The organism is Ruegeria sp. BA2 (assembly GCF_056539605.1).
In genome coordinates this window covers 62,628-89,595 of record NZ_JBQFVE010000014.1, presented here as the reverse complement: position 1 = coordinate 89,595, position 26,968 = coordinate 62,628, and the positions used below count along the sequence as shown (strand labels likewise).

Annotated in this window: 28 protein-coding genes, 1 tRNA gene and 1 riboswitch; of the genes, 18 read left to right on the top strand and 11 right to left on the bottom strand. The window is 54.1% G+C overall.

The window, feature by feature from the left end; all coding sequences use genetic code 11:
* Nucleotides 1–67: 67 nt before the first annotated feature.
* Nucleotides 68–1,216, top strand: a complete 1,149-nt coding sequence (locus ACR0NN_RS21315; RefSeq protein ID WP_170722445.1) for a hypothetical protein — start codon at nucleotides 68–70, stop codon at nucleotides 1,214–1,216.
* Between the two features lie 872 nt (nucleotides 1,217–2,088).
* On the opposite strand, the gene ACR0NN_RS21310 is transcribed toward ACR0NN_RS21315, so the two are convergent.
* Entirely contained in the window at nucleotides 2,089–2,337 is a 249-nt protein-coding gene (locus tag ACR0NN_RS21310) for a hypothetical protein (protein WP_170722447.1), read from the bottom strand.
* A 253-nt stretch (nucleotides 2,338–2,590) separates the two neighbouring features.
* Here ACR0NN_RS21310 and ACR0NN_RS21305 point away from each other — a divergent pair, with 253 nt between their 5' ends.
* Nucleotides 2,591–3,067: a GNAT family N-acetyltransferase gene (locus ACR0NN_RS21305; RefSeq protein WP_170746968.1), complete on the top strand. Its 477-nt coding sequence runs from the start codon at nucleotides 2,591–2,593 to the stop codon at nucleotides 3,065–3,067.
* Between the two features lie 2,504 nt (nucleotides 3,068–5,571).
* Here the strand turns inward: ACR0NN_RS21305 and ACR0NN_RS21300 are convergent.
* Complete coding sequence (locus ACR0NN_RS21300; protein ID WP_170722456.1) at nucleotides 5,572–6,105, bottom strand: hypothetical protein; 534 nt, start codon at nucleotides 6,103–6,105, stop codon at nucleotides 5,572–5,574.
* A 372-nt stretch (nucleotides 6,106–6,477) separates the two neighbouring features.
* Between ACR0NN_RS21300 and ACR0NN_RS21295 the strand changes: the two genes are divergently transcribed.
* From ACR0NN_RS21295 to ACR0NN_RS21285, 3 genes are read left to right on the top strand one after another with little or no spacing between them, the layout of a single operon-like run.
* Nucleotides 6,478–6,720 carry a hypothetical protein gene (locus ACR0NN_RS21295; protein ID WP_480685493.1) on the top strand — a complete coding sequence of 81 codons (243 nt, stop codon included), beginning with the start codon at nucleotides 6,478–6,480 and terminating at the stop codon, nucleotides 6,718–6,720.
* Nucleotides 6,717–6,962, top strand: coding sequence for a hypothetical protein (locus ACR0NN_RS21290; RefSeq protein ID WP_480685491.1), 246 nt, complete (start codon nucleotides 6,717–6,719; stop codon nucleotides 6,960–6,962). The genes ACR0NN_RS21295 and ACR0NN_RS21290 overlap by 4 nt, the downstream gene beginning before the upstream one ends.
* A 58-nt stretch (nucleotides 6,963–7,020) precedes the next feature.
* On the top strand, nucleotides 7,021–7,512 hold the full coding sequence (locus ACR0NN_RS21285; protein WP_480685489.1) for a hypothetical protein: 492 nt from the start codon (nucleotides 7,021–7,023) through the stop codon (nucleotides 7,510–7,512).
* Nucleotides 7,513–7,665: 153 nt separating this feature from the next.
* On the opposite strand, the gene ACR0NN_RS21280 is transcribed toward ACR0NN_RS21285, so the two are convergent.
* Both ACR0NN_RS21280 and ACR0NN_RS21275 read right to left on the bottom strand, forming a co-directional pair.
* On the bottom strand, nucleotides 7,666–9,045 hold the full coding sequence (locus tag ACR0NN_RS21280; protein WP_480685487.1) for an ATP-binding protein: 1,380 nt from the start codon (nucleotides 9,043–9,045) through the stop codon (nucleotides 7,666–7,668).
* 460 nt (nucleotides 9,046–9,505) lie between these two features.
* Nucleotides 9,506–9,581: transfer RNA gene (locus tag ACR0NN_RS21275), tRNA-Lys, on the bottom strand.
* Nucleotides 9,582–9,791: 210 nt separating this feature from the next.
* Here ACR0NN_RS21275 and dapF point away from each other — a divergent pair.
* The gene (gene dapF, locus ACR0NN_RS21270; RefSeq protein ID WP_170722967.1) at nucleotides 9,792–10,634 is read left to right on the top strand and encodes a diaminopimelate epimerase; all 843 of its coding nucleotides are present in this window, start codon (nucleotides 9,792–9,794) and stop codon (nucleotides 10,632–10,634) included.
* Nucleotides 10,631–11,887 (top strand): tRNA (N(6)-L-threonylcarbamoyladenosine(37)-C(2))-methylthiotransferase MtaB, encoded by a 1,257-nt coding sequence (mtaB, locus tag ACR0NN_RS21265; protein ID WP_170722462.1) that lies wholly within the window; start codon nucleotides 10,631–10,633, stop codon nucleotides 11,885–11,887. Before dapF ends, mtaB begins: the two co-directional genes overlap by 4 nt.
* A 137-nt stretch (nucleotides 11,888–12,024) precedes the next feature.
* Here the strand turns inward: mtaB and ACR0NN_RS21260 are convergent, their stop codons facing one another.
* Genes ACR0NN_RS21260 through petA form a run of 3 tightly spaced genes read right to left on the bottom strand, consistent with a single transcriptional unit; the run spans nucleotide 12,025 to nucleotide 14,755 of the window.
* Nucleotides 12,025–12,807 carry a cytochrome c1 gene (locus ACR0NN_RS21260; protein ID WP_170722464.1) on the bottom strand — a complete coding sequence of 261 codons (783 nt, stop codon included), beginning with the start codon at nucleotides 12,805–12,807 and terminating at the stop codon, nucleotides 12,025–12,027.
* A 17-nt stretch (nucleotides 12,808–12,824) separates the two neighbouring features.
* On the bottom strand, nucleotides 12,825–14,156 hold the full coding sequence (petB, locus tag ACR0NN_RS21255) for a cytochrome b (RefSeq protein WP_170722466.1): 1,332 nt from the start codon (nucleotides 14,154–14,156) through the stop codon (nucleotides 12,825–12,827).
* Between the two features lie 14 nt (nucleotides 14,157–14,170).
* A complete protein-coding gene (petA, locus tag ACR0NN_RS21250; protein ID WP_170722468.1) occupies nucleotides 14,171–14,755 on the bottom strand; it encodes a ubiquinol-cytochrome c reductase iron-sulfur subunit in 585 nt (194 codons plus the stop codon).
* 484 nt (nucleotides 14,756–15,239) lie between these two features.
* Between petA and ACR0NN_RS21245 the strand changes: the two genes are divergently transcribed.
* Entirely contained in the window at nucleotides 15,240–15,686 is a 447-nt protein-coding gene (locus tag ACR0NN_RS21245) for a cytochrome c family protein (protein WP_170722479.1), read from the top strand.
* A 24-nt stretch (nucleotides 15,687–15,710) separates the two neighbouring features.
* Here the strand turns inward: ACR0NN_RS21245 and ACR0NN_RS21240 are convergent, their stop codons facing one another.
* Nucleotides 15,711–16,325, bottom strand: a complete 615-nt coding sequence (locus ACR0NN_RS21240; RefSeq protein ID WP_170722481.1) for an FMN-binding negative transcriptional regulator — start codon at nucleotides 16,323–16,325, stop codon at nucleotides 15,711–15,713.
* Nucleotides 16,326–16,380: 55 nt separating this feature from the next.
* Nucleotides 16,381–16,579: riboswitch (FMN riboswitch) on the top strand.
* Between the two features lie 65 nt (nucleotides 16,580–16,644).
* Here ACR0NN_RS21240 and ACR0NN_RS21235 point away from each other — a divergent pair.
* From ACR0NN_RS21235 to cobO, 5 genes are all read left to right on the top strand, one after another.
* Nucleotides 16,645–17,091 (top strand): 6,7-dimethyl-8-ribityllumazine synthase, encoded by a 447-nt coding sequence (locus tag ACR0NN_RS21235; RefSeq protein ID WP_480685521.1) that lies wholly within the window; start codon nucleotides 16,645–16,647, stop codon nucleotides 17,089–17,091.
* 126 nt (nucleotides 17,092–17,217) lie between these two features.
* Nucleotides 17,218–18,318, top strand: coding sequence for a chorismate synthase (gene aroC, locus ACR0NN_RS21230; RefSeq protein WP_170722488.1), 1,101 nt, complete (start codon nucleotides 17,218–17,220; stop codon nucleotides 18,316–18,318).
* Entirely contained in the window at nucleotides 18,302–18,964 is a 663-nt protein-coding gene (locus tag ACR0NN_RS21225) for an HD domain-containing protein (protein WP_170722489.1), read from the top strand. The genes aroC and ACR0NN_RS21225 overlap by 17 nt, the downstream gene beginning before the upstream one ends.
* A gap of 54 nt (nucleotides 18,965–19,018) precedes the next feature.
* A complete protein-coding gene (locus tag ACR0NN_RS21220; RefSeq protein WP_170722490.1) occupies nucleotides 19,019–19,954 on the top strand; it encodes a DMT family transporter in 936 nt (311 codons plus the stop codon).
* A gap of 58 nt (nucleotides 19,955–20,012) precedes the next feature.
* A complete protein-coding gene (cobO, locus tag ACR0NN_RS21215) occupies nucleotides 20,013–20,612 on the top strand; it encodes a cob(I)yrinic acid a,c-diamide adenosyltransferase (RefSeq protein WP_170722491.1) in 600 nt (199 codons plus the stop codon).
* Nucleotides 20,613–21,076: 464 nt separating this feature from the next.
* Here the strand turns inward: cobO and ACR0NN_RS21210 are convergent, their stop codons facing one another.
* The 3 genes from ACR0NN_RS21210 to ACR0NN_RS21200 form a co-directional block, all read right to left on the bottom strand.
* A complete protein-coding gene (locus ACR0NN_RS21210) occupies nucleotides 21,077–21,442 on the bottom strand; it encodes an SPW repeat domain-containing protein (RefSeq protein ID WP_170722492.1) in 366 nt (121 codons plus the stop codon).
* A 111-nt stretch (nucleotides 21,443–21,553) separates the two neighbouring features.
* Entirely contained in the window at nucleotides 21,554–22,504 is a 951-nt protein-coding gene (locus ACR0NN_RS21205; protein ID WP_170722494.1) for an AraC family transcriptional regulator, read from the bottom strand.
* A gap of 115 nt (nucleotides 22,505–22,619) precedes the next feature.
* Nucleotides 22,620–23,486, bottom strand: a complete 867-nt coding sequence (locus ACR0NN_RS21200; protein WP_170722496.1) for a branched-chain amino acid aminotransferase — start codon at nucleotides 23,484–23,486, stop codon at nucleotides 22,620–22,622.
* 159 nt (nucleotides 23,487–23,645) lie between these two features.
* On the opposite strand from ACR0NN_RS21200, the gene ACR0NN_RS21195 reads away from it, so the two are divergent.
* From ACR0NN_RS21195 to ACR0NN_RS21175, 5 genes are all read left to right on the top strand, one after another.
* Nucleotides 23,646–24,158, top strand: coding sequence for a MarR family transcriptional regulator (locus ACR0NN_RS21195; protein WP_170684523.1), 513 nt, complete (start codon nucleotides 23,646–23,648; stop codon nucleotides 24,156–24,158).
* A complete protein-coding gene (locus ACR0NN_RS21190; RefSeq protein WP_170684525.1) occupies nucleotides 24,155–24,856 on the top strand; it encodes a response regulator in 702 nt (233 codons plus the stop codon). Before ACR0NN_RS21195 ends, ACR0NN_RS21190 begins: the two co-directional genes overlap by 4 nt.
* 68 nt (nucleotides 24,857–24,924) lie before the next feature.
* Nucleotides 24,925–25,851, top strand: coding sequence for a histone deacetylase family protein (locus tag ACR0NN_RS21185; RefSeq protein WP_170722498.1), 927 nt, complete (start codon nucleotides 24,925–24,927; stop codon nucleotides 25,849–25,851).
* A complete protein-coding gene (locus ACR0NN_RS21180; protein WP_170722500.1) occupies nucleotides 25,848–26,090 on the top strand; it encodes an exodeoxyribonuclease VII small subunit in 243 nt (80 codons plus the stop codon). Before ACR0NN_RS21185 ends, ACR0NN_RS21180 begins: the two co-directional genes overlap by 4 nt.
* Nucleotides 26,091–26,957, top strand: a complete 867-nt coding sequence (locus ACR0NN_RS21175) for a polyprenyl synthetase family protein (RefSeq protein ID WP_170722502.1) — start codon at nucleotides 26,091–26,093, stop codon at nucleotides 26,955–26,957. It abuts the gene before it with no gap.
* The last annotated feature ends 11 nt before the right edge of the window (nucleotides 26,958–26,968 follow it).

Sequence of the window (26,968 nt, the reverse complement as noted above, 5' to 3'; positions counted from 1 at the left end):
AGCCTGGACGTTTCTCAGCAGTCCCTAACGCAATTGTCTTTAGGATAGGGTCGTCCTAAGCAAGAGCATGGGACAGTTTTCACATGAAAAGACGCGCGGGAACGCACATCGCGCAATCGCACCAGTAGAAAAACCGCGGTCGGCGAATTTCGGTTCTGGCGATCTGAAGGTCTTTAGAGGAATACCTCACAACGAATACTATCTCATCTTCTTGCTTCTCGTGGACCTTCTTGGCTTCAAGTATAAGGGTCCATTTGAGAAGGTCGCTTACATAATCCCGATTGAGTTTAAAGGTAGGCTATATTCCATAGTATACGCAAAACTTGGGATGAAGATTGAATACTCTGAGGGTGGAGACGGTGCGGCCGTCTACGCTGCGTTGAAGAAAGGGATGAGAGCAGCCAAACCCTATTATCTTTGGAGAGCAGAACAGGCATCAATCTCTTCTGACCTTAATTTAATTTCAAAGTGCCCACAGCTCTGGGACAAGTATGCCTTTCTCAAGGAACAAAGCGAAACCTTGATGAAGAAATTCGAAGCAGAAAAAGACAACGCAGTAGTGGAGAAAGGCTACAACGAAGACGGCTCATTTAGTTGGTCTTCAACATCTTACCCCGCCTATGAGTTTCGTCGTCAATCCTTATGGCTACACGAAACAGCGGTAGACGCCTTCTTTGCTTGGTGTGAACAAGCCCTTGTTCATATAGCTGTACTGATGGGAAAGCTCACTAATGGGCAAGAAATTGTTGAGCTTCTAAGGCTTGAATTCGGAGAAAAGTGCAAACTGGTATTCGATCTTTCAGAAGCTGCTGACAAGAAGTCTTACGACGATATTTTAGAACTGAGAGTTCAGTTGCGAAACTATGTTGCACACGGCTCTTTTGGAAAGGACGGCTCAACATTTGATTTCCACTCTGGTGTGGGAGCGGTGCCATTAAGAGTTTTGGACGGCGGTAGTCGATCTGGTTTTGCATTTGGCACTGATGGTTCTAGGGACTGGGAAAGCGACTATGCTCGAATTGACAGCTTTCTAAGCCAGCTTTGGTCAGGAGGAAGGTTACCTGCCAAACAGTACATCGAAACCGGTTTCCCTTGTGTTTTGACGTACGCGACCGACGGGACATACCAGAGAGCGATGCAAAGTGAGGATGAAATGAGAGCGTTTATCGAATACTTGTCGAGGAAAATCGACGATGCGGCCAACATGGATTTCTAGGCCACCCTAATAGTTGGTCCGATAGCGTTGACCACTAAATACAAGCAACTGTAACGGATGGGTTTTACCTTCCAAGTCGTAGAGACAGGCATTCGACTGAGTTGGTAAAAGCGCAAGTCGGGAGGCTGCTTCCGATAGAGCATCGATCCGAAATTGGTAAGTCAGGCTGAATACGTCCAGTCACGTCCTAACTGTCAAGGTTATGCTTTGCGTGTTCAGACGGAAGATAAAGACGTTCTGTCCAGCTTAAGCAGACCTGGTAGCTCATGCAGGTCTCAAGTTTCTTTTTTTTGAGCGTCGGGTTTTCGTTCTTCCGCGGCCGTGTCTTCTGTCGTTTGGTGCGGCTGTTCGTTTGGTGCGACTTCTATATCTTCCGCTAATATAGTTTCACTGCATTCAAACACCTTAGCTGTCCGAAGTAAGTGAAATTGGGCACTCAAGCGTCGTTCTAGCGGCAAAACTATAAATTACGCCTGCGCCGGTTAGCTGGATTAGCTGGTCTGGTATCCCCTGTAGCAGATGTAGCGAATGTAGCAGGGGGTCATGCTCAATTCTGAGTTTTTCGCAGTTCCCCGAATAACCGATACCCACAACGCCGGTTAATACTGGCCCTGTTAATACAGGCGAAATACAGGGGCGACGGGAGGTTAAACTGGATTGACAATCCACGTTTAGCGCAGCCCCAGGGTGAAAAACAATCAGTGTATTTAAGCCGTATCTATGGGCCGAGTCGTGTGTGCGCGTGAAAAATTAAATCGAATTCTCCCGCAATGCACATAGCAAAAAGGTTAGGTTTAGAGCGCGCGTATAAAGTAGTTTATTGCCAGACGGCTTTCGGTTTGTTGCCACTTAAACTAATTGGCAAATGGTGTTTAAAAAAACACATCCTCCATGAATCCTGTGAACTCGTACTCAGCGGGCGCTTCATTGGGCAAGTCTTCGATGCCGAAGGCAGTTGAACGCAGCGACTGAAATTTTGCTTCGCTATTCGTGACACTTGGCACGTAATCTTCGTCTAAACCCCACCTCTCTACGCTTGTAGATGAGATGTACAAGTTTTCTCCAATGTATTGTGCATCCGCTTCATTGATATTGTTGAAAAGAAATTCATCACCAGACATCATCCATTACCTTTCACTGATAGGCCCTCACACAAATCTTGGGCCGGTGAAATCGCACGTTCGAAACTCAAAATGAACGCAAATCTGTTAGTGAGGTAAGGGTGGTCGATTCTTGGACATGTGTCAGTGACGCGCTTCACAAGAACTTAGAACTAGCTTTGGAGCGAGTTAGCGGTTTTTAGCAGGGGTTCCTTACCTGTCTTCGCTTCCCGGCGAACTTCACAGTATTACCTTATTCGCATAGGATTTTTACATGCCTGATTTTCGACCTTTGATACGGGAATCTCTCCGTCCGTTGGCAACGCTTAGTGTGCACGACGAACAAGCTACATTTGTTGCATCGAACCTTATGACAATGGCCCAATCGATGTTTGAGCCGGGATCAGAGATTTATGGCATTTGGGAGGATGAAACTCCCGTCGGATTGTTGGCAATCGTGGATATGTCACATCCCGATGCGGATCTGGATGAAGGTGACGACCCGGATGGGATTTACATTTGGCGACTGATGGTCGACCAAGCCTACCAAGGGAAAGGTTATGGGCGTTCTGCTTTGGAGTTTGCGTCGGCTTTGACTCAGCAAAAAGGTCGTGCAAATCTGGTCATAAGCGTTGTCGATGAACCGGGAAGCGCGCTGCCGCTCTATGAACGGTTTGGCTTTAGCCCCACAGGTAGAATTGTCGACGGCGAAGTTGAGATGCTCATGACGATACGTCAGAGAGCAGATTGAAACAGTCGAAGCCTCGGATCGTTGAAATTTGTGGTGCTGCCAACTGGCGCAGAGGCCCTAATTACGTCCGTCAGACGCTCTAAAACAAGCTGAACCGCCCAATTGTTAACTGAACGTTAACGATGCGTTTTTCATGCCTTAAACAGGATTGTTGAAAGGTGAACTTCAGCCGAATCCAACGTGTGAGCATAAGAGATTGAATGGCAAACTACATTCTGAACATTTCGGCTGCTTCGACAATAATACTCTCGGCGTTTGTTGCCGTCGTTATCCTTTTGTAAGAACCAACACACCCGTCACCACCACTGATTTTTAGCCATTATCCATACCGTCGAAATTAGCACCTCCAAAGAAATAGGGGCGCACCCACCACAAGCGCGCCCCAACAACAGGGAGAAAGTGAAAATTTGCAGTATTAGCTCGGACAAGGATCAGGGTCGATGGAGCCGTAGTCATCGCACGAGCAGGATAGCTGAAGCGAAACGCAGGCCTGCATAAACGAAGCACAGACTGACTGCCCCCATGGGCAGTAATAGCAACACCTTAATCTATGCTGCAAGACAGCCGGATCGTAAGAACAGGTGCAGGTAGCGTAATGCCATCGCCGCCAGTTAGAACGCCTTCACGGCACGTGACTTCCTCTGTGTTAATCAATGGAGTCACTGTCCAAATGGCGGGAATGGGGCCATTGAGATTTCGCGTAGTCCCCAAAGCCGATAGTATTTCTGGACCACGTCGTGAGGACAGGGTAGCTACACTGACGGGAATGCGTGAATCGTTGAGAACTTCCACAATTTCGACGCTGGGACTTCCAGTCAAAGGTCGCGGCATTTCACGAAAATCCAAAGTGATTGGGTTACCCAGGCCTTGGCATTGGGCGATTTGAAACTCAACTGAGCGTGACACTGGTGGCAGGTCCCGATTTGGCACGACTGTGGCGGTTTTAGTCCCCAATCCCAGAGTTTCGCTGCCAGTACCGACAGTCATTCTGAAAGTCGTTGTTTCATCGACTGTAAAATCGCGTTGACCACTCTGTGAGGTGAATTCACTACGCGCTGGGGATCTGCCAGACTCAAGTCGACGTGTAATAATTCCTGTTACACTACGATAGCAGCCCTGCCCGAAATCAATTGTGCGGGGATCAAGCGAGGGATCAATACATAGCCCATCGACACAACCTGCACCAACCGGGCAGGCACCGTCGGAAGTGCATGTCATACGCGGGCTGAAACCACCGTCCGGGTTATCACAAAACTGACGACCACGCTCAACCTCTTCAATTTCCCAGGATACCTCGACGGTTTCTCCTTCACAAACATAGGTTGGTTCGAGGCGCCATTCGCGCCCACTGGTAAGAGCACGAAAATTTAACGTGCACGCAGCGACAATTACCAACAAGACGAATAGAAACTTTGGGCGATGCATTTGTTTCTCCCTAGCTGGGATTAGCATTCAATACGTTATCGGGCCTTTGCGACAATAACGTTGCTCCTAACTATTGGTAGCAGCTTTCGGCGTGATTGCGAGAATCGCGAATTTCCGTCGCAAATCGGTTGAAAGTGCAATCAAGTCCCAAATCATCGTCATTTGGTGAATAAACTCTTCTGCCAAGTGCTTTGCAGCTTTCACGTTACCCGGCTGGCCCTTGGGTTTTCAGTGCAAGTTGCACCGAAACGTCACGACGTCGTGACAATCTGCCAGTTCAACCCATAACCCCGGATAATCCGGCATTTGCGGATCACCTACATGCCGCCGTTTTGGTTTTCCTATTTCGAAGCCGCCCGAGTCAGCCAGTCAACCAGTCAGCTTGTAACCTTGTTGATTTCGTTGCCAACCACCTGAGTACCATAGCAGAGGGAGCTTGAGGGAGGGAAAGAGGCATAGGACGACCAGCCCTAGCACTTGGCTAGAGTTGGTCCCGCTGCCTTGCTGTACCATAGCGTCGGTCGCCGTCGGTCAGTCAGAGGCCCGTTAGTCGCAGAGGGGAAACGCCGCCGGTCGATTGCTACTTGCGAAAGCCTTCCCTGGCTTCCGGCAACCCCGCTTCAATCTTTCGGACTGCGGTTGGGATTTGGTTGCGCCCATTGGTATCCCGTTCCCAAGTGAACCTGTTTCATTGGGACTGCGCAGCCACCCAACACTGGCGCGCCGGGGGTAGGTGGACAACGTTCAAAGGTAAGCCGCGCAGCATAAATTATGAAATCAGAACGCTTTGGCCTGCTTCTACCCCTGAGTGGGGGCAATCTCGAAAGTCTGCGCCCTCCCCTGTAGTGCTCGAGAAAATTCAACCGATATCAAAATTGACCCGACTCGGAACTGATTGTGTTCTGCTGAAGTTGTATAAGGGCGTACTTCCCCCGGTCAGCACGCCCTATTCCCTTTGAAACATCGCTTCGAAAAACATTGAAGCAAGTTCACGAGACACAGCCAACATGCCTGAAGCTAATTGCGGTGTCAGTGATGCGGGTTACACTATTGGCACGAAATTGAGATGGCCATTTTGCTTAGAAGCAGTTGGCAACTTTGTCCCGTTCGGCACGAATGTCTACACCGAATGCTGTAAATAGTTCGAGATAGGGGCTCACCGCCTTTTTCTCAGATACATAGCTGCGAAACTCGGGCAGGCTTGGATGACCACTCAAAGATGCTTGTAGCGCATCAAAACGCTGAAACGACGACAAGTTATCCGGATTTGCTTCAAGCCACTTGGTCATGTCGGCGTCACTCCAGGTGAAGGCCCACAAGTCGTCAGGAACGGATAGTCGGCTGGGTTCCTCGTTCCACAGCCACGCGATCCGGGAAAGGCGCATTTCAAAGTTTATCTTGGAGACATCCGCACCTAGCTGCGCGACGTCTGCGAATTCTGGACGTTCAGCGGACACCAGCTCTGCGAAGTCGTCTTGAAACATTAGTTTGCGATTAAGCTCTTCTTTGAGTGCGGGTTGCAAACATGTCCAATCGGGATTTGCCAACAACATGCTTGGCGCTATCGACGCACCGAGCATGGAGAATAGTAGCAATTTGAGAAGACGCTTCATTACGAGCCTTTCTTAGTCTGTACCACGCCAACCCCATTGGCCGTATCTCCCGCGTCCAGAAACTGAATGCCTTGGGCTTCGTACCATGCTTTAAGCACAGCAATTGTAGCTGCATTTGGTCCGCGCCCGCTTTGAGGTGCCTCTGCTTCGGTCCGTGAAACCGTATTTGGAGTCACACCAGTTTGGGTTGCGACTTCCCTAACACCAACCTTTAGAATTGCCCTTGCTGCCCTTGCCTGTATCGGCGTCATTATGGATACCTTGTATCTTTTTAGCTTCTCTGTATTGACAAGTACTCTGTCCACTAATAGATACATTGTATCGCTTTTAGGGGCAACATAGCCCCAGCTATTTAGCCAGGAGGAAACAGCAATGACAGAACAACGCGCCAGCGCGAACGGAGAAGTTGTATCTTATCCCAGAAAGAGCTGCACCCGCGCTGAATTACAGCAAGAGGCGTTAATCGTTGAGTGCCTGTTGGACGCTGCCACCGCACTAATTGGCGGCAATGACGGTCAGGAACATATGGTTGAAGTCATGGCTATGGCGCAGGAGCGAGCAAACAAGCTCAACATTGCCTTGGACACAGCCAGCGAACCGGAGTTGACATCATGATTAACGCATCTGGGCTTTATGAAAGTCAAATCGAGCAAACTGCTGAAGGCAACTGTTACGCAATCTTCAATCTTTGCCGCGTCGGGATTGCGGCTAGCGATTCCGCGATGAACATCGACCTCGCTAATAAAGGTGGCTACGACGCACTACTTGAAGCAATTGCGGCGTTAGCGGCAGATGCGATTGAACGAATTGAGACTGCTGGAAGGGGCCCCAAGGCTGTACCTGAAAAGGCAGCCTGAATGAAATTTAAGCTGGGCGCGGCATTTTCTGCGCCCGCTTTCATTTGTGAGATTTGATATGAGTTTTTACAGCGTCAACCGGCACTGGTCGGACCAGTTTCTGCCCGAGATAAAGAGCATCATCGGCAATCACATCCTACAGGCCGCGCCCGATCCATTGGACCATTTCCAGGCAACTGACCTGTTGATGTTGGACGCCAAGGACATGCGCATTGCAGCTAGGGTGAGGCGTCACGGATATGCCACCAGATACCCGCATCAATTTACCATCCGAGCCAAGTTACCTACAGGGGCCGAAACGGAGCTATCCAAGATAGTGAACGGACACGGAGACTGGATGTTCTACGGCCATGCAGGGCCAGACGGGCTATCTATCAATGCTTGGTGGCTGATTGACCTCAAGGCGTTCAGGGCAGCGTTGATCCGGCATATGACCACGGGCTCAAACCTGCACATGGGGAACATGCGCAACGCAGACGGGACGTGGTTCAAATGGTTCGACATCCGGTCGTTTCCGACGGAACCACCTTTGGTGGTAGCGAGAGGTTAGCCTTTGTTCTTTCTAGCCTTTTTGGGCCTCTATATCTTGTGTTAGTGTGCTTGATTCAACCAAAAATGGAAAATGACGGTTTTTAACAAGGCGCTGTTTTTAAATGATATTAAGTTGATAATAGGGGTTGACACGATGTTTAAGGAAGAAAAATCACCCCCTATTTTGTAGTGACCATTTTGGTACATAGCGAGCGTATTTTCTAGATGCTCCAACGGTAGGGTCCGGAGCAACAAACCCCGCTTCTACGGTAGCTTTAATTATTTTGGAAACGGTTGCCTTTCCCGAATCCCCCAAACCGAAACGATTACACATTGATTCATTGGTCATGTGCTCTCTCATAACCCACTTGAGCACGCTATGTTGGTAGCAAGCTCTAACCTTGTCATCAGATGTCATCTTCTGAAACTGTCGTGGTCCATGCACCACCACCAGAGTAGATTCATAAGAGGAAATAAACTCAGGCGCTGGTAACTGGTACACTTCCGCCGTTTCAACAACGCGATCAATTCCGCTACTGCGCTCCTCACAGATTTTAAGCTGCCGCATCGTCCAAGCTAGGAGTTCGTTTCTTGAACCATGACCATCAATAAACCGTTCAACTGGAACCATTGAATTTCCTGGGTTAGAAACTTCAACTCGATTTGGATAAATTTCCAGTAGTGGTCCGCTTCCCGTGGCCCAAAAGTCTTGATGCACAAGGGCGTTCGCAATTATTTCTCTCATAGCCCTTTCAGGAAACAGCGGAACAGTCTTTCTCAGAGCATCTTCAACCACTTCGTTCTGGGGCATATGCTGCATACAAAGCCGCACCAAACCCTGAAAGCCCACCGCATAACCTCTTTGGCCAGTAATATCGACACGAGTGTCAAGCTTGTTATTGCCATTGTAGACAATGAGGCGTGGTGCTTTTCTGCTAAGTTCTGGGAAATTATTTAGGTCTTTGGCCAGCGTCACCGCTGCAGCATTGGTCAAGGAGAAACTTTTTCCATTTTTAGCCGCAAGCCTAAGAGCGACTAGCTTCCCAACAGCTTCATCTTCATTTGCGGGTAGCGGCACATCCAGAAACCTGTGCAGCGCCTCTAAATCTAATTCCTCGCAAACTTCTGCAGCGGATAAGCCTTCTCTCAGGGTTTCAGCGTCCCATGAACGGCTCTCACTAAAAATCTCTCTTAGTCGATCCTCTGACATTGGAACCAATTCAGAGCCGCATCTCATGAAATACGCGCCTTTGTAATTGTAAGCGGTCCCATTTGGGCGGCTAGGAGCGCGAATTACCAACAAGCGTTTTTCGCTTATGAGTTTCTCGAAAACTTGAATGCTTAATCCTGTGTTATCTCGCACATCGGATTTAAGGTCTTGCGTATTTCGGAATGCACTTGTGCCCACAACCTCTCTGGGCTTTTTATCGGTCATTCCGAGCACGAGGTGGCCACCGCCTTCGTTTGCTAAGGCAACAACATACTTGAATAGCTTCGCTCGGTCGAAGTTGTTCTTTGCCTCTTTGAATTCGAGACTTTCACCTTGCCGCATCCGAGTGTTGCCAAGAAAGAATCTGCTGCTCTGTAATCATGTTTTCTTTTTCCACTATTGAACGCACGATAGCTGGCGCAGATGTTGGTCACAACTATTACAATCGTATTGCTGCAATCATCGAATTCTGCTGATGGAGCAGTATTATGAACACGGCTATCGAATGCCTAACCACAGTAACCTTTGCGTCTCTCCCAGTGTGCCACAGTATTAGCCCGTCGCGCGACGAAGTGGTATTGGCCTCGCACCAATTTAATTGGATTCAAGAGTGACTAGTTAGTTCTGGACATCGGTTAGTAGAGGGGCCGACAATTATCGGTCTCAAAGAGACTAAGTGATGCTATCGAACTATGAGATTTGTCCCCCATGAGTCCCCCAGTCGATTCGAAATGACCCGCTAAAAGAATTATCGTGCCGGATTTCTGGCGGATAACTTTTTGATTTTACTATATAAAAAAAGTGGTGAGCCGTGCAGGATTCGAACCTGCGACCCACTGATTAAAAGTCAGTTGCTCTACCAACTGAGCTAACGGCCCACTCTTTTGTTGGATCATTTAGATCCGTGGCGCTCTCTAGAACTATTCACCGCTCAGGTTCAAGCCTAAATTTGCGCCTCGTTTCGCCGGTATTTCAATCATATCCGGCGTCCCGATAGGCGGCCTAATTAGGCAGGTGGCGCGGGGGGGTCAACCCCTTTTTTGAGGAATCTTACGCACAGGGTGGATTCATGGTCTGACCAAGGTTATATGCCCGCCATGCAACGCCAAAACGATACCGGTTTGCCCTTCATGAAGATGCACGGGCTGGGCAATGACTTTGTCATTGTCGATGCGCGTGCGCACGATGCCTTCATTACTCCTGCTCTGGCAAAGGGAATCGGGCATCGTCAATTCGGTGTCGGTTTCGATCAGTTGGCAGTGATCGAAAACGGAAGCGCGGATGCGCATTTGATGTTCTACAATGCCGATGGATCGACCTCGGCGGCTTGCGGTAATGCCACACGCTGTATTGCGCGGTTCTTGATGGAAGAAACGGGTAAGTCCCAACTGACGCTCACAACTGAACGCGGTGCCTTGCAAGCACGAGACATGGGCAACGGGCTGACCTCGGTGAACATGGGACCTCCTCAGCTTGAATGGCACGAGATTCCGCTGTCCGAAGATGTTGACACGCTTGAGCTGCCCATCGAAGGCGGGCCCAGTGCAACGGGCATGGGCAATCCGCACTGTACCTTCTTTGTTGATGATGCCGAGGCTATCCCATTGGCAGAATTTGGTGCGCGCTACGAACACCACCCGCTGTATCCTGAGCGAACCAATGTGCAGGTTGCGCAAATCACCGGGCCTGACCAGATTCGCATGCGTGTGTGGGAGCGGGGCGTGGGGATCACGCTGGCCTCTGGGTCCTCGTCCTGTGCCACAGCCGTGGCTGCCGCGCGGCGCGGCCTGACAGGGCGCAAGGTACAGGTGGATCTTGACGGTGGAACCATCTGGATCGACTGGCGGGATGACGGCGTCTGGATGACCGGACCCACAGCCCATGTCTTTTCGGGCACTCTAACATCGGAATTTCTGAGGTCACTGGGATGAACCCGCCGAAATTCAGCACTTTGGGTTGTCGCCTGAACGCCTACGAAACCGAAGCGATGAAAGAGCTTTCGCAGCAAGCCGGGCTCAGCGATGCAGTGATCGTGAATACCTGCGCCGTGACAGCCGAGGCCGTTCGCAAGGCGCGTCAAGAGATCCGCAAGCTGCGGCGCGAAAACCCCGACGCCCGCCTCATCGTAACGGGTTGCGCCGCCCAGACCGAGCCCGACACCTTCGCGCAGATGGACGAGGTTGATGCGGTCATCGGCAATACCGAGAAAATGCGTCCCGAAACCTGGAAAGGCATGGCTGCAGACTTTATCGGACAGACCGAGGCTGTGCAGGTGGACGACATTATGTCTGTCACCGAAACGGCTGGTCATCTGATCGACGGGTTTGGCACAAGATCGCGCGCTTATGTGCAGGTCCAGAACGGTTGCGACCACCGCTGTACCTTCTGTATCATTCCTTATGGCCGCGGAAACTCGCGCAGTGTCCCAGCGGGCGTTGTAGTGGATCAAATCAAGCGGCTGGTCGACAAAGGCTATAACGAGGTCGTCCTGACGGGCGTCGACCTCACTTCGTGGGGGGCGGACCTGCCTGCCGCACCTAAACTGGGCGATCTGGTCATGCGCATTCTAAAGCTGGTTCCCGACTTGCGGCGCCTTCGGATCAGCTCAATCGATTCAATCGAAGTGGATGAGAACCTGATGCAGGCCATCGCGACCGAACCACGCCTGATGCCGCATCTGCACTTATCCCTGCAACACGGCGACGACCTGATCCTGAAGCGGATGAAACGCCGCCACCTGCGCGACGACGCCATCCGCTTTACGGAAGAAGCCCGCAAGCTGCGCCCGGATATGACATTCGGCGCCGATATCATCGCAGGCTTCCCAACCGAAAGTGATGCTCATTTCGAGAATTCAATCAAATTGGTAAGTGACTGCAACCTGACTTGGCTGCATGTCTTCCCCTACTCAAAACGCGAAGGCACCCCTGCCGCCCGCATCCCGCAGCAGGTAAACGGGAGCATCATCAAAGAACGCGCCGCGCGCCTGCGCGCCGCCGGAGAAGAGCAGATCACCAAACACCTATCCGCGCAGGTTGGCAAAACCCATCACATCCTGATGGAAAACCCAACGATGGGTCGCACTGAACAATTCACTGAGGTGACATTCAACTCAACCCAAACCGAAGGCCAAATCGTTACTGCAACGATTCAAGCGCACACTGCGACCCAGCTAACAGCCTGATCTGCCCTTCATCTGGCCAAAAATATCCCAGGGATGAATTGGCCGCAGGCCAAGAAGGGGCTGGCCCCTTAAATACTTCGGCAACAAAAAACCCCGCTCCAAAAAGGTGCGGGGCTGTTATCAGGATCGCCCTGGCGTTAGTCCAGACGTTTACCCTTCACAGGCGCCCACAGGCGCTTGTTCACAAGATACAGCAGAACCGACAGAACGGTCAGGAACAGGACGCCGACGAAACCGGCATTCTTGCGCTCCATCATCTTGGGCTCGGCTGTCCACATCAGGAAGGCCGCGACATCCTCGGCCATGTGCTCGACCGAGTTCGCGTGACCATCGGCAAATTCGACTTGTTCATCTGACAGTGGTGGGGCCATCGAAATCCAGCCGCCAGGAAAGGCGGTGTTTTCATACAGAGTCGCGCCCGCTTCGGTCTTTTCTTCACCGGTATAACCATCCAGCAGCGAGGCGATGTATTCCGCACCACCCATACCTTTGATCAGCTGGTTGATGCCCAGACCGTAAGGGCCGTGAAAGCCCGCGCGCGCTTTGGCCATCAAGCTGAGGTCCGGCGCGTTTTCCAGGTTCGACGTCGGGAAATGGTCGGTCGGGATGGCCGGGCGGAAATCATCCAACTCGGGGTCGAACACTTCGAAATTGTCGGCCGCATAGGTGATAACCTGCTCTTCCGAATATCCCAGATCCTCAAGCGTCCTCAGCGGGATGTATTGCAGACCATGGCAGGCGGCGCAGACCTCAGTATAGATCTGCAGACCACGCTGAAGCTGGTTTTGATCCCAGGTTCCGAAAGGTCCCTCGAAGGAAAAGTCGAAGTCCTCGACATGCCCTTCGCCACCTGCTGCGAAAGACGCAGCAGGGGTAAATGCGAGGGCAAACGCGGCACCGATTGCAAGTTTCTTGAACATGTTTCCGGTCCCTCTTCTTACTCGGCCGGCGTGGCGTCGGCGTTTGCCTTGCCATAATGCGCGTTGAAGTCTTCTTCGATCGTTTCCGGCTGGGCATCGGGTTTTTCGATGACACCCAGGATCGGCAGGATCAAGAAGAAATAGGCGAACCAGTAGGCGGATGCGATCAGCGAGAAGGTCGCATAGGGCTCTTCCGCAGGCATCGCACCCAGCCACATCAGGGCGAAGAAGTCGATGACCAGCAGGTAGAACCACCATTTGAACATCGGACGATACTTGCCCGAACGCACGGTCGAGGTGTCCAGCCAGGGCGCCAGTGCCATCGCCAGGATCGCGCCGAACATGGCCAGAACACCAAAGAACTTCGCGTCGATGATGCCGCCGGTGATGAAGCTGGCGAACTGAACGACCCAAACCTCACCGGTGAAGGCGCGCAGGATTGCGTAGAAAGGCAGGAAGTACCATTCAGGAACGATGTGCGCAGGTGTGACCAGCGGGTTCGCTTCGATATAGTTATCCGGGTGGCCCAGGTAGTTCGGCATGTAGCCCACGATGGCCCAGAACACGACCAGGATGACCGCCAGCGCGAACAGATCCTTAATAACGAAGTAGGGCCAGAACGGCAGCGTGTCTTTCTCGGCCTCGGCTTTCGATCCACGACGCACCTCAACACCCGTGGGGTTGTTGTTGCCGGTGGTGTGGAAAGCCCAGATATGCACGATCACCAGCGCTGCAATCACGAAGGGCAGCAGATAGTGCAACGAGAAGAAGCGGTTCAGCGTGGCGTTATCCACCGCAGGTCCGCCCAACAACCAGGTCTGGATCGCATCACCCACAAACGGGATCGCACCAAACAGGCCGGTGATAACTGTCGCACCCCAGAAGGACATCTGACCCCAGGGCAGAACGTAACCCATGAAGGCGGTGCCCATCATCATCAGGTAGATAAGCATCCCGATGATCCACGTTATCTCACGCGGGGCTTTGTACGAGCCGTAGAACAAGCCACGGAAGATGTGAATGTACACCGCAACAAAGAACAGCGATGCGCCGTTCATGTGCAGATAGCGCAGCATATAGCCACCATTCACGTTGCGCATGATGTGTTCGACGCTGGCGAAGGCCAGATCGACATGCGGGGTGTAGTGCATCACCAGAACGATGCCGGTGACAATCTGCAACGCCAGGCAGAATGCCAGAACGATGCCCCAGATCCACCACCAGTTCAGGTTCTTTGGTGTTGGAATCATCAGGGTGTCATACAGCAGGCCGACAATCGGCAGGCGGCTGTTCAGCCACTTTTCGCCGTTTGTCTTCGGCTCGTAATGATCGTGGGGAATTCCGGACATTAGTTAGGTCTCCCTTAGCCGAGTTTGATGGTGCTGTTATCCACCCACTCAGCGGGCGGCACAGGAAGGTTCTCGGGCGCGGGGCCCTTACGGATACGGCCCGCCAGATCGTAGTGCGAACCATGGCAGGGGCAGAACCAGCCACCGAAATCACCGGCGTCGCCCAGCGGCACACAGCCCAGGTGGGTACATACGCCCATCTGCACAATCCAAGCACCCGGCGCTTCGCCTTCGGGCGACGGCATGACGCGGTTAGCGTCGGTTGCCAGTGCATCAGCTGCGATATTGAAGTTACGGGCCAATGGATCGGGCAAGGCATCAATGCCTTCAGCATCCTGGTCCTGAGCTTCCTGAATCTCGGCACCGGTGCGGTGGCGGATGAAAACGGGTTTGCCCAGCCACTTCACGGTCAGCTGCGTGCCCGGCTCAACACCGCTTACATCCACGCGGATCGAGGACAAGGCCTGAACGTCTGCCGAGGGGTTCATTTGATTTACCAGGGGCCAAACGGCAGCCCCGGTGACAACGACACCTGCGCCGCCAGCGACGTAGTAGAGGAAATCTCTGCGGGTGCCTTCGTGGTCTTCAGCTTGGGACACGAGGTTATCTCCGATTTTCTGGCGCCCGCGAACGGGCATAAAGCTCGCGCACCGCATGAACTGCGGCGTCTTAAACGGGGTATCTATCGGGGAGAATAGAGTTCGTCCAGCGCTGTTAAACGCGCATTACGCCGCATCTAAGCATTCATGTCACGGTGAGAAGGCCAAATTTCAATCTCAAATGCAGATTTTGACGCTTTGAAGCAGCAGATCGCCGTGATCCAGACGCGACCTGATTCGCAGGAATCACCTGCGTGAACACATCTGAACAGTCTTGGATTCCCCTACGGCGCAAACCGTCGCCCTAATTCAAAGCTGCATCTAGAAGATAAGGCCATATCTACTTTGAAGAGACTCAAATATCTCTAAATTGTTCATTTAAAACAGATATTTCAGTTACGTGATCTCTGCATGAATTCTGTTGCACTTTAAACGGGAATACGTGAAAGGCCAGCCAAGCAAACTTTCCAACCCGAGATGTCCAATGCCAAAGATAGCAACAACTGCAGTTTTTGTTTCGCTTCTAACTTCGTCACAGGTGATAGCGGCCGGTGATCCAGCAAAGGGCGAACAACTCTATAACCGATGCTCCTCGTGCCACGCGATCATCAAAGATGGCGAAGTTCTGGTCAAAGGTGGCATCACAGGGCCGAATCTCTTTGGCGTGATTGGTCGCATCGCAGGGACCGAGAACGACTATCTTTACGGGAGTGAGCGTTTGCCCATCGGCATGTTCACCGATGACATGATCCGCGCCGGGCAGGAAGGGCTGGTTTGGACCGAAGAAAACATCGCTGCATATTCCAAGGACCCGGTCGGGTTCATTAAGGAATATCTGAACGATGACACCGCGCGCCCGAACATGACCGTTAAGCTTAAGAAAGGGGCGGATGACATCGCTGCCTATCTCGCGACCTTCGTGGCGCCGTAATTCCGTCGATGTCTACCAGAAACTTCAAGCTTCGCGCATGAGCGAGGCCAATTGCGCCACCTCAGCCCCGACCCCGGCAGATTGCACATGATCCGCAGCGTTTTGGCGCGCGGCATCCGGCTTGTTCTGGTTCAGTTTCCAGGTACCGTCGATCTCTGAGATCATCAAACGGCACGGTACGATCATACGCATCATCCGTTCCAATGCTTCAGGTGTCATCTTCGACGCTAGCCACGGGGGCTTGGGCTGCAGGCGATTCTCAAAATCAGCCGCCTGCCGATCCAACACGCCGCGCAACTCTTCTGCCGGGCGAGTCTCTAAGGTCCCTGTCAGATGTACCGCCACATAGTTCCAGGTCGGCACCTGATCATCAATGCCATACCAATCGGGCGAGATGTACCCATCGGGGCCCGAAACGGCGATCCGCGCTGGCTGCGGCTGCTTAAGCGCACGCACAATAGGATTGGAACGCACCAGATGCAGGTCCAGCCAGGTGGCATCCTCATTCAGCAGGAAGGGAACATGGCTCAGCAAGGGCGCGTCCAAGGTCGACACCGCCAGAACACCAAATGCACGAGTGCGGGCAAAATCAATGTGGCGAGCCTGGGCTTCGGCCCGAAAAGCGGGATTGGGGTGCATTTTGTTCCTCCTGCCAATTCCTCTTGCAGAAGCGGCATCTGATTGGCAAGGTCCACCTCGTTCTCAGGGCGGGGCGAAATTCCCCACCGGCGGTATGCGGGCATGACCCGTAAGCCCGCGAGCGGCCCAGCAGTGTCCACGATCCGAAAAGTGGGAACCGGTTTTCGGACAAGTTGTGGAACCACCAAAGGGTGTCAGCAGATCTGGTGAGAGGCCAGAGCCGACGGTTACAGTCCGGATGAAAGAGAACGTGCAGCGCGCCGCAGACCGGCGCGGCTGCTCGTGATCGCCTTGGGTGACGTGTCTGCAAACCAAGGAGATCCAAATGACACACACCCGCTATGCTTTCATCAAAGCCAATTGGCATTCCGATATCGTGGATCGCGCGCTGGATGGATTTCTCGAACTGATTCCCGCCGACCAAGTCGATGTATTCGACGTCCCCGGCGCGTTCGAGATGCCCTTGTTGGCTCGCGATCTGGCCCAGACCGGGCGATACGCCGCCGTCGCTTGCGCCGCTTTTGTTGTAGATGGGGGCATCTATCGGCACGATTTCGTTGCTCAGGCCGTAGTCGATGGCCTGATGCGCGCAGGTATGGACACCGGTGTCCCAGTCCTCTCGGTGTCGCTAACCCCACATCAGTACCAGGAGACCGATCATCACAACGCGATCTACCGGGATCACTTCGTGCAAAAGGGTCGAGAGGCCGCCCAAGCCGCACTTAAGGTGACCGAGACCCGGAGAAAGATTTCTGCAGCCGCCTGATCTTCATCTTTTTTGCAATAACTCAAACGCACCGCCCACCGGGCGGTGCAACCCCACCTCAAATGCAAATCCGCTTGAGGCCAAGCCCCGCGACCGCTAATCACATCGCTCAAAGGAGCATGCCCCATGTCGATGAACAGCTTTGGACACCTCTTCCGCGTCACCACCTGGGGTGAAAGCCACGGCCCAGCACTTGGAGCAACTGTCGACGGCTGCCCACCGGGTGTTACGATCGACGAGGCGATGATCCAGCAGTGGCTCGACAAGCGCAAACCCGGGCAGAACAAGTTCACCACCCAGCGGCGTGAGCCTGATCAGGTGAAAATTCTGTCTGGCGTCTTCGAGGGGCAAACGACCGGCACCCCGGTGCAGTTGATGATCGAAAATACCGACCAGCGGTCGAAAGACTACGGCGATATCATGGACAAGTTTCGCCCCGGTCATGCCGATATCACCTACTGGCAAAAATACGGTATCCGCGACTATCGTGGTGGCGGGCGCAGCTCGGCGCGTGAAACCGCGTCTCGTGTGGCGGCAGGCGGGCTGGCCCGCGAGGCGATCAAACAGATCGCTCCAAATGTGCAGATCACAGGCTATATGACCCAGATTGGTCCCCACAAGATCGACCGTGCCAATTTCGACTGGTCTCAGATTGAGCAAAACCCGTTCTGGACGCCCGACGCGAAGGCCGCCGAAAATTGGGCCGACTATCTGGACGGTCTGCGCAAGTCTGGCAATTCGGTCGGTGCGGTGGTTGAGGTGGTCGCTCGCGGCGTTCCCGCCGGGATCGGGGCGCCCGTTTACGCCAAGTTAGACACTGATCTGGCCGCCGCGATGATGTCGATCAACGCCGTTAAAGGTGTTGAAATCGGCGAAGGCATGTCCGCCGCAGAACTAACCGGCGAGGCCAATGCAGACGAAATTTTCATGGGGCAGAACGGCCCTCAATACAGCTCGAACCATGCGGGCGGCATTCTGGGCGGTATCTCGACCGGGCAGGACATTGTGGTGCGCTTTGCGGTCAAACCAACCTCGTCGATCCTGACCACCCGCAAAACCATCACCAAATCAGGCGAAGAGACTGAGATCATCACCAAAGGTCGCCACGATCCCTGCGTCGGTATTCGCGCGGTGCCCGTGGGTGAGGCCATGATGGCCTGCACGATCCTAGACCATCTGCTGCTGCATCGCGGCCAAATCGGTGAGAACCGTGGACGGATCGGCTGATCTGCGCAGCCGACTGCGCGGCGTCGTCGTGCAGCGGATGAAAACTGACCCCGCCCACGATCTGGCCCATCTGGATCGCGTCTGGGTGAACGCCCAAGCCATTGCTGATACGCAAACCGACATGACTGTGTTGCAGGCTGCCAGCTATTTGCACGATCTGGTCAACCTGCCCAAAGATGATCCTGATCGGCATCTGGCATCACAACGTTCGGCTGTAGAATCAGAGCCTATTCTTGCCAAACTTGGCTTTTCGGCCTCAGACATTCGCCGCACACAACACGCCATTTCAGCACACAGCTATTCCGCCAACATCCCACCCGAGACGTCCGAAGCGCGTATTTTGCGAGATGCGGATCGTCTGGATGCGCTTGGCGCGATCGGAATTGCCCGCAACTTCTCGGTCTCAGGTGCGTTGGGGCGGGCGCTGTATGACCCGGCAGATCCGTTCGGCAAATCCCGCCCAATGGATGATCTTCAGTTCTCGATCGATCACTGGAAGATCAAACTGCTGAACCTGCCACATGACATGTTGACCGAAAAAGGCAGGTCTATCGCGCAAGAACGCGCGGCGCGGATGATCCGGTTTTTGAATGACTTGTCGGACGAGATCGGCACCCCATTGCCACCGGACTGGGCGGCACACTAATACCCTCTCATAGAGCAGGTTGATCTTTCCCACGCAAAAGAGCAGGTTCGCGCCATGGCGAAATCCTTAACATCGCATCGTCCGGCATTGGCCGTGGCGCTGAAACTCAGTGCGCTTGTGCTGTTTACGGTGATGTCTGCGTTGGTAAAGGCGTTGTCGGAAGATTTCCCCCCAGGCGAGATGGTGTTCTTCCGCTCGCTTTTTGCCATTCCGGTTATCATCGCTTGGTTATTCTGGCGTGGAGAGTTGTCGCACGGATTCATCGTCAAGAAGCCGATGGGCCATTTCTGGCGCGGTGTTTTGGGCACGTCGGCAATGGGGCTGACCTTTACCGGCCTCAGCCTGTTGCCTTTGCCGGAAGTCACGGCCATCGGTTACGCAACCCCGATCTTCACGCTGATTCTGGCTGCAATCATGCTAGGTGAGCGGATAAGGATGATCCGTATCGGTGCCGTCGCCCTTGGCCTTGTCGGAGTTCTGATCATGATCTGGCCGCGACTGGGATCAGGCACGGCTGAAGCTGCCGCAACACTTGGCGCACTGTGCGTGCTGGCAGCCACGGTCGCCCGCGCCTTTGTGCAGATCCATATCCGCCAGTTGGTGCAGGTGGATCATCCCGCCGCGATCGTGTTTTATTTCTCGCTCACCGCAACCTTGCTTTCGGGCCTGACTGTGTTTTGGGGCTGGGTCCTTCCTAGCTGGGAGCAAGCAGCCCTGCTGGTGACCATCGGCTTGATTGGTGGGGTGGCACAGATTCTCGTGACATCCTCGTACAAGTTCGGCCAGGCATCGATGCTGGCACCCTACGATTACACCACAATGCTTTTCGCCATAATCATCGGCTATATGTGGTTTGATGAGCTTCCAACCCTGGTCATGCTGGCCGGTGCGGCCTTGGTGATCGCCGGCAACGTCGTCGTTATCCTGCGCGAGCGTCAGCTAGGTCTGGATCGCACCAAGGCGCGGTCCGTGACAGACCCCAAAGCGTGACTTTACCTTTCGCAAACTTCCCCTAGTTTGGGGCGCGATAAGGCTATGAGGTTTCCCGATGAGTGACGCACAAAACCACAAAGAAAAGATGCAAGAGGTGCAGGCCAAGCACCGCAAGAAGGTCTCAGAAGCGGTCGATCCTGGTCGGGGGCTGGTGCTGATCAATACCGGCAAAGGCAAAGGGAAATCCTCTGCCGCGTTTGGTGTAGTGATCCGGGCCTTGGGCTGGGGTCAGAAAGTGGCCGTGGTTCAGTTCATCAAGGGCAAGTGGAAAACAGGTGAACGCAGGTTCTTTGAGGACCGCGATCTGGTTACCTGGCATACCATGGGCGAAGGGTTCACTTGGGATACGCAAGATCGCGAGCGCGACATCGCGGCTGCGACCTCGGCTTTCAACAAAGCCTGTGATTTGATGAAAAGCGGTGATTACGATCTGGTTGTTCTGGACGAGATCAATATTGCGCTGCGATACGAATACCTTTCAGTAGACACTGTTATTGAGGGACTTCGGGCGCGCTCGGACAAAACCAGCGTGTTTCTGACAGGGCGTGACGCACCACAGGCCCTGCGGGACTATGCGGATCTGGTAACTGAAATGACCGAAGAAAAACATCCGTTTCAGGCCGGCATCAAAGCTCAACGCGGAGTGGATTTCTAAGCCCGCGTACTGCTCTCATTCAGTGACCGTATCGAGGGGCGTCCGATCGCATGCCCTCTGACGGCTGAGCGTTCTTCAAGCGCTCGGCACCTTTCGGCATTGCAGGTTTTTTGATCTAGATAGACGGCGACATCCGAGGTGAGCGCGTCGCAGTCACACGATGCGCAGCAGGGATCTGCCATCAGTTCTTCGAATCGATCGCGCACTCGTAGGCTCCTTTAATCGTTCCCGAGGCGATGGCAGGCTATCACATCTCATTTGCTGAGCCCACGGATCGCCCCGGAACAGTATGCTAGATGGTATCATCTGGCCTTGCCTTAAATCTGATTATTTTTATCAGAATTTTCAAGTCAAAAAAGCTGAGGCGGTTTTTTTGCACGAAATTCTATATTTAGTGTCTGATTTAGATCGGGCCATGCAAAATTTTGCATGGCCCGATCATATGCTGTGATCCTATTGTGTCGTCACGCAACAACGTCCTGCTCGGGCGCGCTGAGCGATATAACCGCGACAACAGCAGCCCCGTTGACCCAGTAGAACAGGGCATCTAGACCCGAGAATCCGAATAGGCTAGGCGCAAACAGGAACGTAATTCCGACAAGCAGATCGACTGCCAAATGGAACTTGTAGGGCAGCACCCGCCAGATCCCCAGGTGGTGATCCGTCAGAACGGTCAGCACAAAGGCCGCGGCACCTGTGACGACCGACAGCCATAGCGCAAGCGGGTTTGACTGGCCCAGCCCCAGCACGAAGGGTAGGACCATTAGCGCGACGGCAACAGGATAGTCGAGATAAGCGTGGACCGATCGGGTAACAAAACGCAGAGACATGAGAAGTTCCTTTTTTCTATCAGTGATGATCAAAGATTAAGGAGCAGATCTCGTACGTTGAATTCCAGATCGTTTAGCAAACATTGCAGATCGTACACATTATGCGAACGATCAGTGCATCGCCCGATAAGCGGCTGGCGACACACCAACCTGCTTCTTGAACACACGAGAGAATGCAGCCTCTGATGCATACCCGACCTCGGCGGCGGCATCCGCGATATTCCAGCGGCTTTCGGTCAGCCCATGACAGGCAATCTGCATGCGCCAATCCGTCAGGTATTGCATAGGCGTCGTTCCCATCTTTTGGGAAAAGAGTTGCGCAAATGCCGTGCGCGACATCGCAGCCTCGCGGGCAAGCGTCGCAACGCTCCAATCCTTTGCCGGGGATTGATGAAACGCCGTGAGAGCCCGTGATATGCGCGGATCGGCAAATCCGGCCAGCGCAGCGTCATCCGGGCTTTGATGTTCAAGATAGGCGCGGATCGCTTGGGCGAACAGCACTTCGGACAATTTCATCGCGATCAGATCGCCGCCAATGCGGGCACCTGACACTTCTGATCCGATCATGCGCAGAGTCGCTTCGATCCACGATCCCGCCTCTTCGCCATAGTTCTGAATCAAGATAAAGGGCGGCAACCTATCGATCAGCATGTGCCCTGTCCCATTCCGCCCGGCAGGGCCGCTGAACGAGAAGTGGCCGCAGATCAATTGCGTGTCACGCTCTTCCTCTGTACCACCGTAAACCAATACCCCGTCGCCCTGATAACCGGATTGGTCCAGGACCTGCTCAAGCGGCAAAGCATCAAAGGGTTTGACCTCGTTGCATAATAACGCATGTGGGGCGCCATGGGGGATCAGGATCAGATCACCTTGCCGCAATCGCAGCGTTTCACCTGTCGCGGACAGGTGGACCTTCAGCTCACCGCGTTGAACAAAGTGAAATCGCGCCACGTTTTCAAACCCCGGTACCTGAACTCCAAACGGAGGGGTAAAGGAGGTCCGAAAATAGAACGTGCCGCGCAAGGACAGGCGCGTGAGAATATCGCTGAGAAGATCCAACATGCACCAAGGATACGGTTTGGCGCAGCAACGTCCATATCATCGGACGATCTGCATGGAAAATCGCACGATCTGCAATCAAAGCCCCCGCCTGAGCGGGGGTTGAGAGGCTTTCAACTTAGGCGCGGACCAGCTTTTCGTAGTCTTCAGCGATCTCGCGGGTCAGATCTCCGACCTCAAACGTATAGTCGCCGATCTGCCCGACCGGAGTGACTTCGGCTGCAGTGCCGGTCAGCCAGCATTGTTCGAAATCGGCCATCTCCTCGGGTCTGATGCGGCGTTCATGGACGGTGACGCCTTTGTCTTTCAACATCTGAATGACCGTCTGGCGCGTGATGCCGTTCAGGAAGCAATCGGCCAGCGGGGTGTGCACTTCGCCATCCTTAACGAAGAAAACATTCGCACCCGTCGCCTCGGCCACATTGCCGTTGTAATCCATGAACAACGCGTCCGAGCAGCCTTTGGCCTCGGCCTTATGCTTCGAGATGGTGCAGATCATGTAAAGACCGGCTGCCTTGGCATGTACTGGAATGGTTTCCGGGCTGGGGCGCTTCCACTCGGCGATGTCCAGTTTAGCGCCCTGCATCTTGGCATCACCGTAATAGGCACCCCATGGCCAGACAGCTATCGCCATCCGAACGGGGTTTTTGGCGGAAGCGACACCCATATCCTCGCCCGAGCCACGCCAGACCAGCGCCCGCACATAAGCATCCCGAAGGCCACTGGCTTTCAGTGCCTCATCCTTGGCTGCCTCGATCTGATCAACAGTGTAGGGCATCGGCATATCCAGAGCCTCGGCTGAGGCGATCAGGCGTTCCGAATGTTCGCGGCTTTTGAAGATTTTGCCATTATAGGCGCGCTCACCCTCGAACACCGAGGACGCGTAGTGCATTGCATGGGACAGAATGTGCACATTGGCCTCGCGCCAGGGCACCAGTTCGCCATCCATCCAGATGACACCGTCGCGATCGTCATATCCCGCCATGCGAAACCTCCTGAACCGGGCAATATTTCCGAATGTTGCGTCGATTAAGTCCGCATCGGACATAATGTTGCGCAAAAACTGCGATTCGATACCTGCGCGCTCTTGGAATGTCAATAAGGCTGACATAAAGTCAGACCATATCGAGTAATGAGGCCCGACATGTCCGACATCCGTCCCGCCCCTGTCTTTGGCGGAGAAAGCCTGTTGTTTCTGACAGATGAGCAACTGAGGCAAGGTATCGAGGCCATGTTCTTTGCTTATCGCGGATTTACCGCCGATCCTGATCGCATCCTGACCGAGATGGCCTATGGCCGGGCCCATCATCGGGCGATCCACTTTATCAACCGTGCACCTGGGACCACGGTGAATAATCTGCTGGCGATCCTGGGGGTCACAAAACAGTCTCTGAACCGTGTATTGCGCAGCCTGATCGATGACGGGTTGGTTGAAAGCAGGGTCGGAACAGTGGACAAACGCGAACGCCACCTATTTTTGACGGATAAGGGCAAGGCGTTAGAGTCCAAACTCTCCGACGCCCAGCGCGCCCGAATGCGCGCGGCCTACAAAGATGCGGGCCCCGAGGCGGTTGCCGGGTTTCGCAAAGTGCTTGAAGCGATGATGGATGCTGATATGCGTCGTGCATATACGAAACTGCGGGATACGACTTCATGAGCGATATGGACGCCCATCTTCTGATCGTTGACGATGACGAACGTATTCGGGATCTGCTCAAGAAGTTCCTGATGCGCAGCGGGTTTCTGGTTACGTCAGCACGGGATGCAGCCCATGCACGGCGGGTTTTGTCCGGGCTGGATTTCGATCTGATTGTGCTGGATGTAATGATGCCCGGTGAGGACGGCGTGAGCCTGACCCGTTCCTTGCGAGAAACGCATACGACCCCGATCCTGCTGCTGACCGCCAAGGGCGAGACCGAACATCGGATCGCCGGGCTTGAAGCGGGCGCCGATGATTATCTGGCAAAGCCGTTCGAGCCCAAAGAGCTGCTTTTGCGGATCAATGCCATCTTGCGCCGAATGCCGGAAACGCCCGCGCAGGATACAGCGGCGAAGATTCTTCATCTTGGACCCATTCGCTATGATATCGAACGCGGCGAGATGTGGCAGGGCGAAGACCCGGTGCGCCTGACAGCGACAGAAAGCCAGTTGATGAAGATATTCTCGGCCCAGCCCGGCGAACCGATCAGCCGGGCCAAGCTGGTTGAGGATTTGGGGCGCGACAAGGGTCAGGCGCAGGAACGCGCGGTGGATGTACAGATCACCCGCCTGCGGCGAAAGCTGGAGCAGGATCCGAAACAGCCCCGGTACCTGCAGACCGTTCGCGGTGCCGGCTATATGCTGGCGCCGGATTGATATAGCCGCTGCGCGGCGATTTTTGCCTTCGGCGAGGATATTTTTAGCCAGATGAAGATGGGATCCTGATGAAAACTGCCTTGTTGACCCATGCGGATTGTCTGAACCATGTGACGCCAGAGGGGCATCCCGAACGCGTGGCGCGGTTGGAACATATTCTGCATGCGCTTGAAGGGCTGGATGTGCGGCGTGTGACTGCACCGCTGGCCGCAGATGATGATCTGTTGCGGGTTCATCCGCAGAGCCATATCAGCGACATTCTTGACCACCGGCCTTCGGATGGGTTCACACAGATCGACGGGGATACATTTATGTCCCCGGGCTCGGTCGATGCAGCCTATCGCGCGGCGGGCGCAGTAGTACGTGCGGTTGATCTGGTTCTGGGCGGAGAAGCGCCAAACGCGTTTTGCGCCATACGGCCACCGGGACACCACGCCGAGACTGAGACGGCTATGGGATTTTGCCTATTTGGGAACGCCGCGCTGGCTGCGAAACATGCATTGGATCATCATGGGCTTAGCCGCGTGGCCGTGGTGGATTTCGACGTACATCACGGCAATGGAACGCAGGATTTACTGTGGGATGAGAAACGCGCCCTAGTGATCACCAGTCAACAGATGCCTTTGTGGCCTGGTTCGGGTCGCCCGGATGAGACTGGGGCCTTTGAGACGGTCTTGAATATGCCCTTGGCCCCCGGCACGGGCGGAGCCGAGATGCGGGCTGCGTATGAGACACAGGCGTTCCCGCGCCTGCGCGCGTTCAAACCAGAGCTGATCATCATCTCAGCCGGCTTCGACGCCCATCAGGATGATCCGCTGGCCAACCTAAACTGGTCTACCGGCGATTTCGCCTGGATCACTGCAGAACTGTGCAAGATTGCCGATGAAGTTTGTGATGGCCGTATCGTCTCGACTCTGGAAGGTGGGTATGATCTGAACGCATTGGCCGAGGCGACACGCGCCCATGTGGAAGAACTGATGAAGGCAGCACGATGACCGATACTCCAGTCGAACAGATGACCTTTGAACAGGCGATGAAAGAGCTTGAGGCCGTGGTCGGCCAATTGGAACGCGGGGATGTGGCGTTGGATCAGTCGATCGCTTTGTATGAGCGGGGTGCGGCGCTGAAAAAACGCTGTGAGGATGAGCTGAAGCGTGCCGAGGAAAAGGTGGCCGCGATCACTCTGGACGCAAGCGGCAAACCAACCGGAACGACACCTGTCGAAGGTCAGTAAATGTTTCGTGAAAAGCTGGCGCAGGATGCCGCGCTGATTCAGAGCCATTTTGATCTGGTTCTGGGTGCGCTGGATGATCTGGATGTGACGCGGGCGATGGCCTATGCCACCGAAGGCGGCAAGCGCCTGCGCGGGTTTCTGGTTTTGGAAAGCGCGCGTTTGCATGGCATCGATATAGCTCGGGCAATTTGGCCAGCAACCGGGATTGAAGCGCTGCATGCTTACTCGCTGGTTCATGACGACCTGCCTTGCATGGATAATGATGACCTGCGGCGCGGGCGTCCAACTGTGCACCTGAAATGGGATGACGGAACGGCCGTTCTGGCCGGGGATGCGCTGCTGACCCTAGCGTTTGAGCTCTGCGTAAGGCCAGAAGTTGGAAATGCTGAAATACGCGCCGATTTGGCTCTAACACTGGCGAAAGCAAGCGGTGCGCAGGGTATGGTGCTGGGTCAAGCGCTGGATATCGCGGCAGAGACCGCAGCAGAACCGCTAACACTGGATGAGATTACGCAGTTGCAAGCAGGCAAGACCGGCGCGTTGATCGAATGGTCGGCTTGTGCAGGCGCGCGATTGGTGCAGGCCGATCCGACCCCCTTGCGCCAATTTGCCCAAGCGCTTGGGCTTGCCTTTCAGATCGCTGATGACATTTTGGATGTCGAAGGAGATGCCGAAAAGGCCGGAAAGCGGCTGCAGAAAGATGCAGAAGCAGGCAAAGCGACCTTTGTCTCTCTTATGGGTCTGGACGCCGCTAAATCCCGTGCGCTTGAGCTTGTGGATCAGGCTTGCGATGCACTGGGCGAATTTGGCCCTGCCGCAGAAACCTTGAAGCAGGCTGCCCGCTTCGTTATTGCCCGGGACAGCTAAGCCAGGAACGC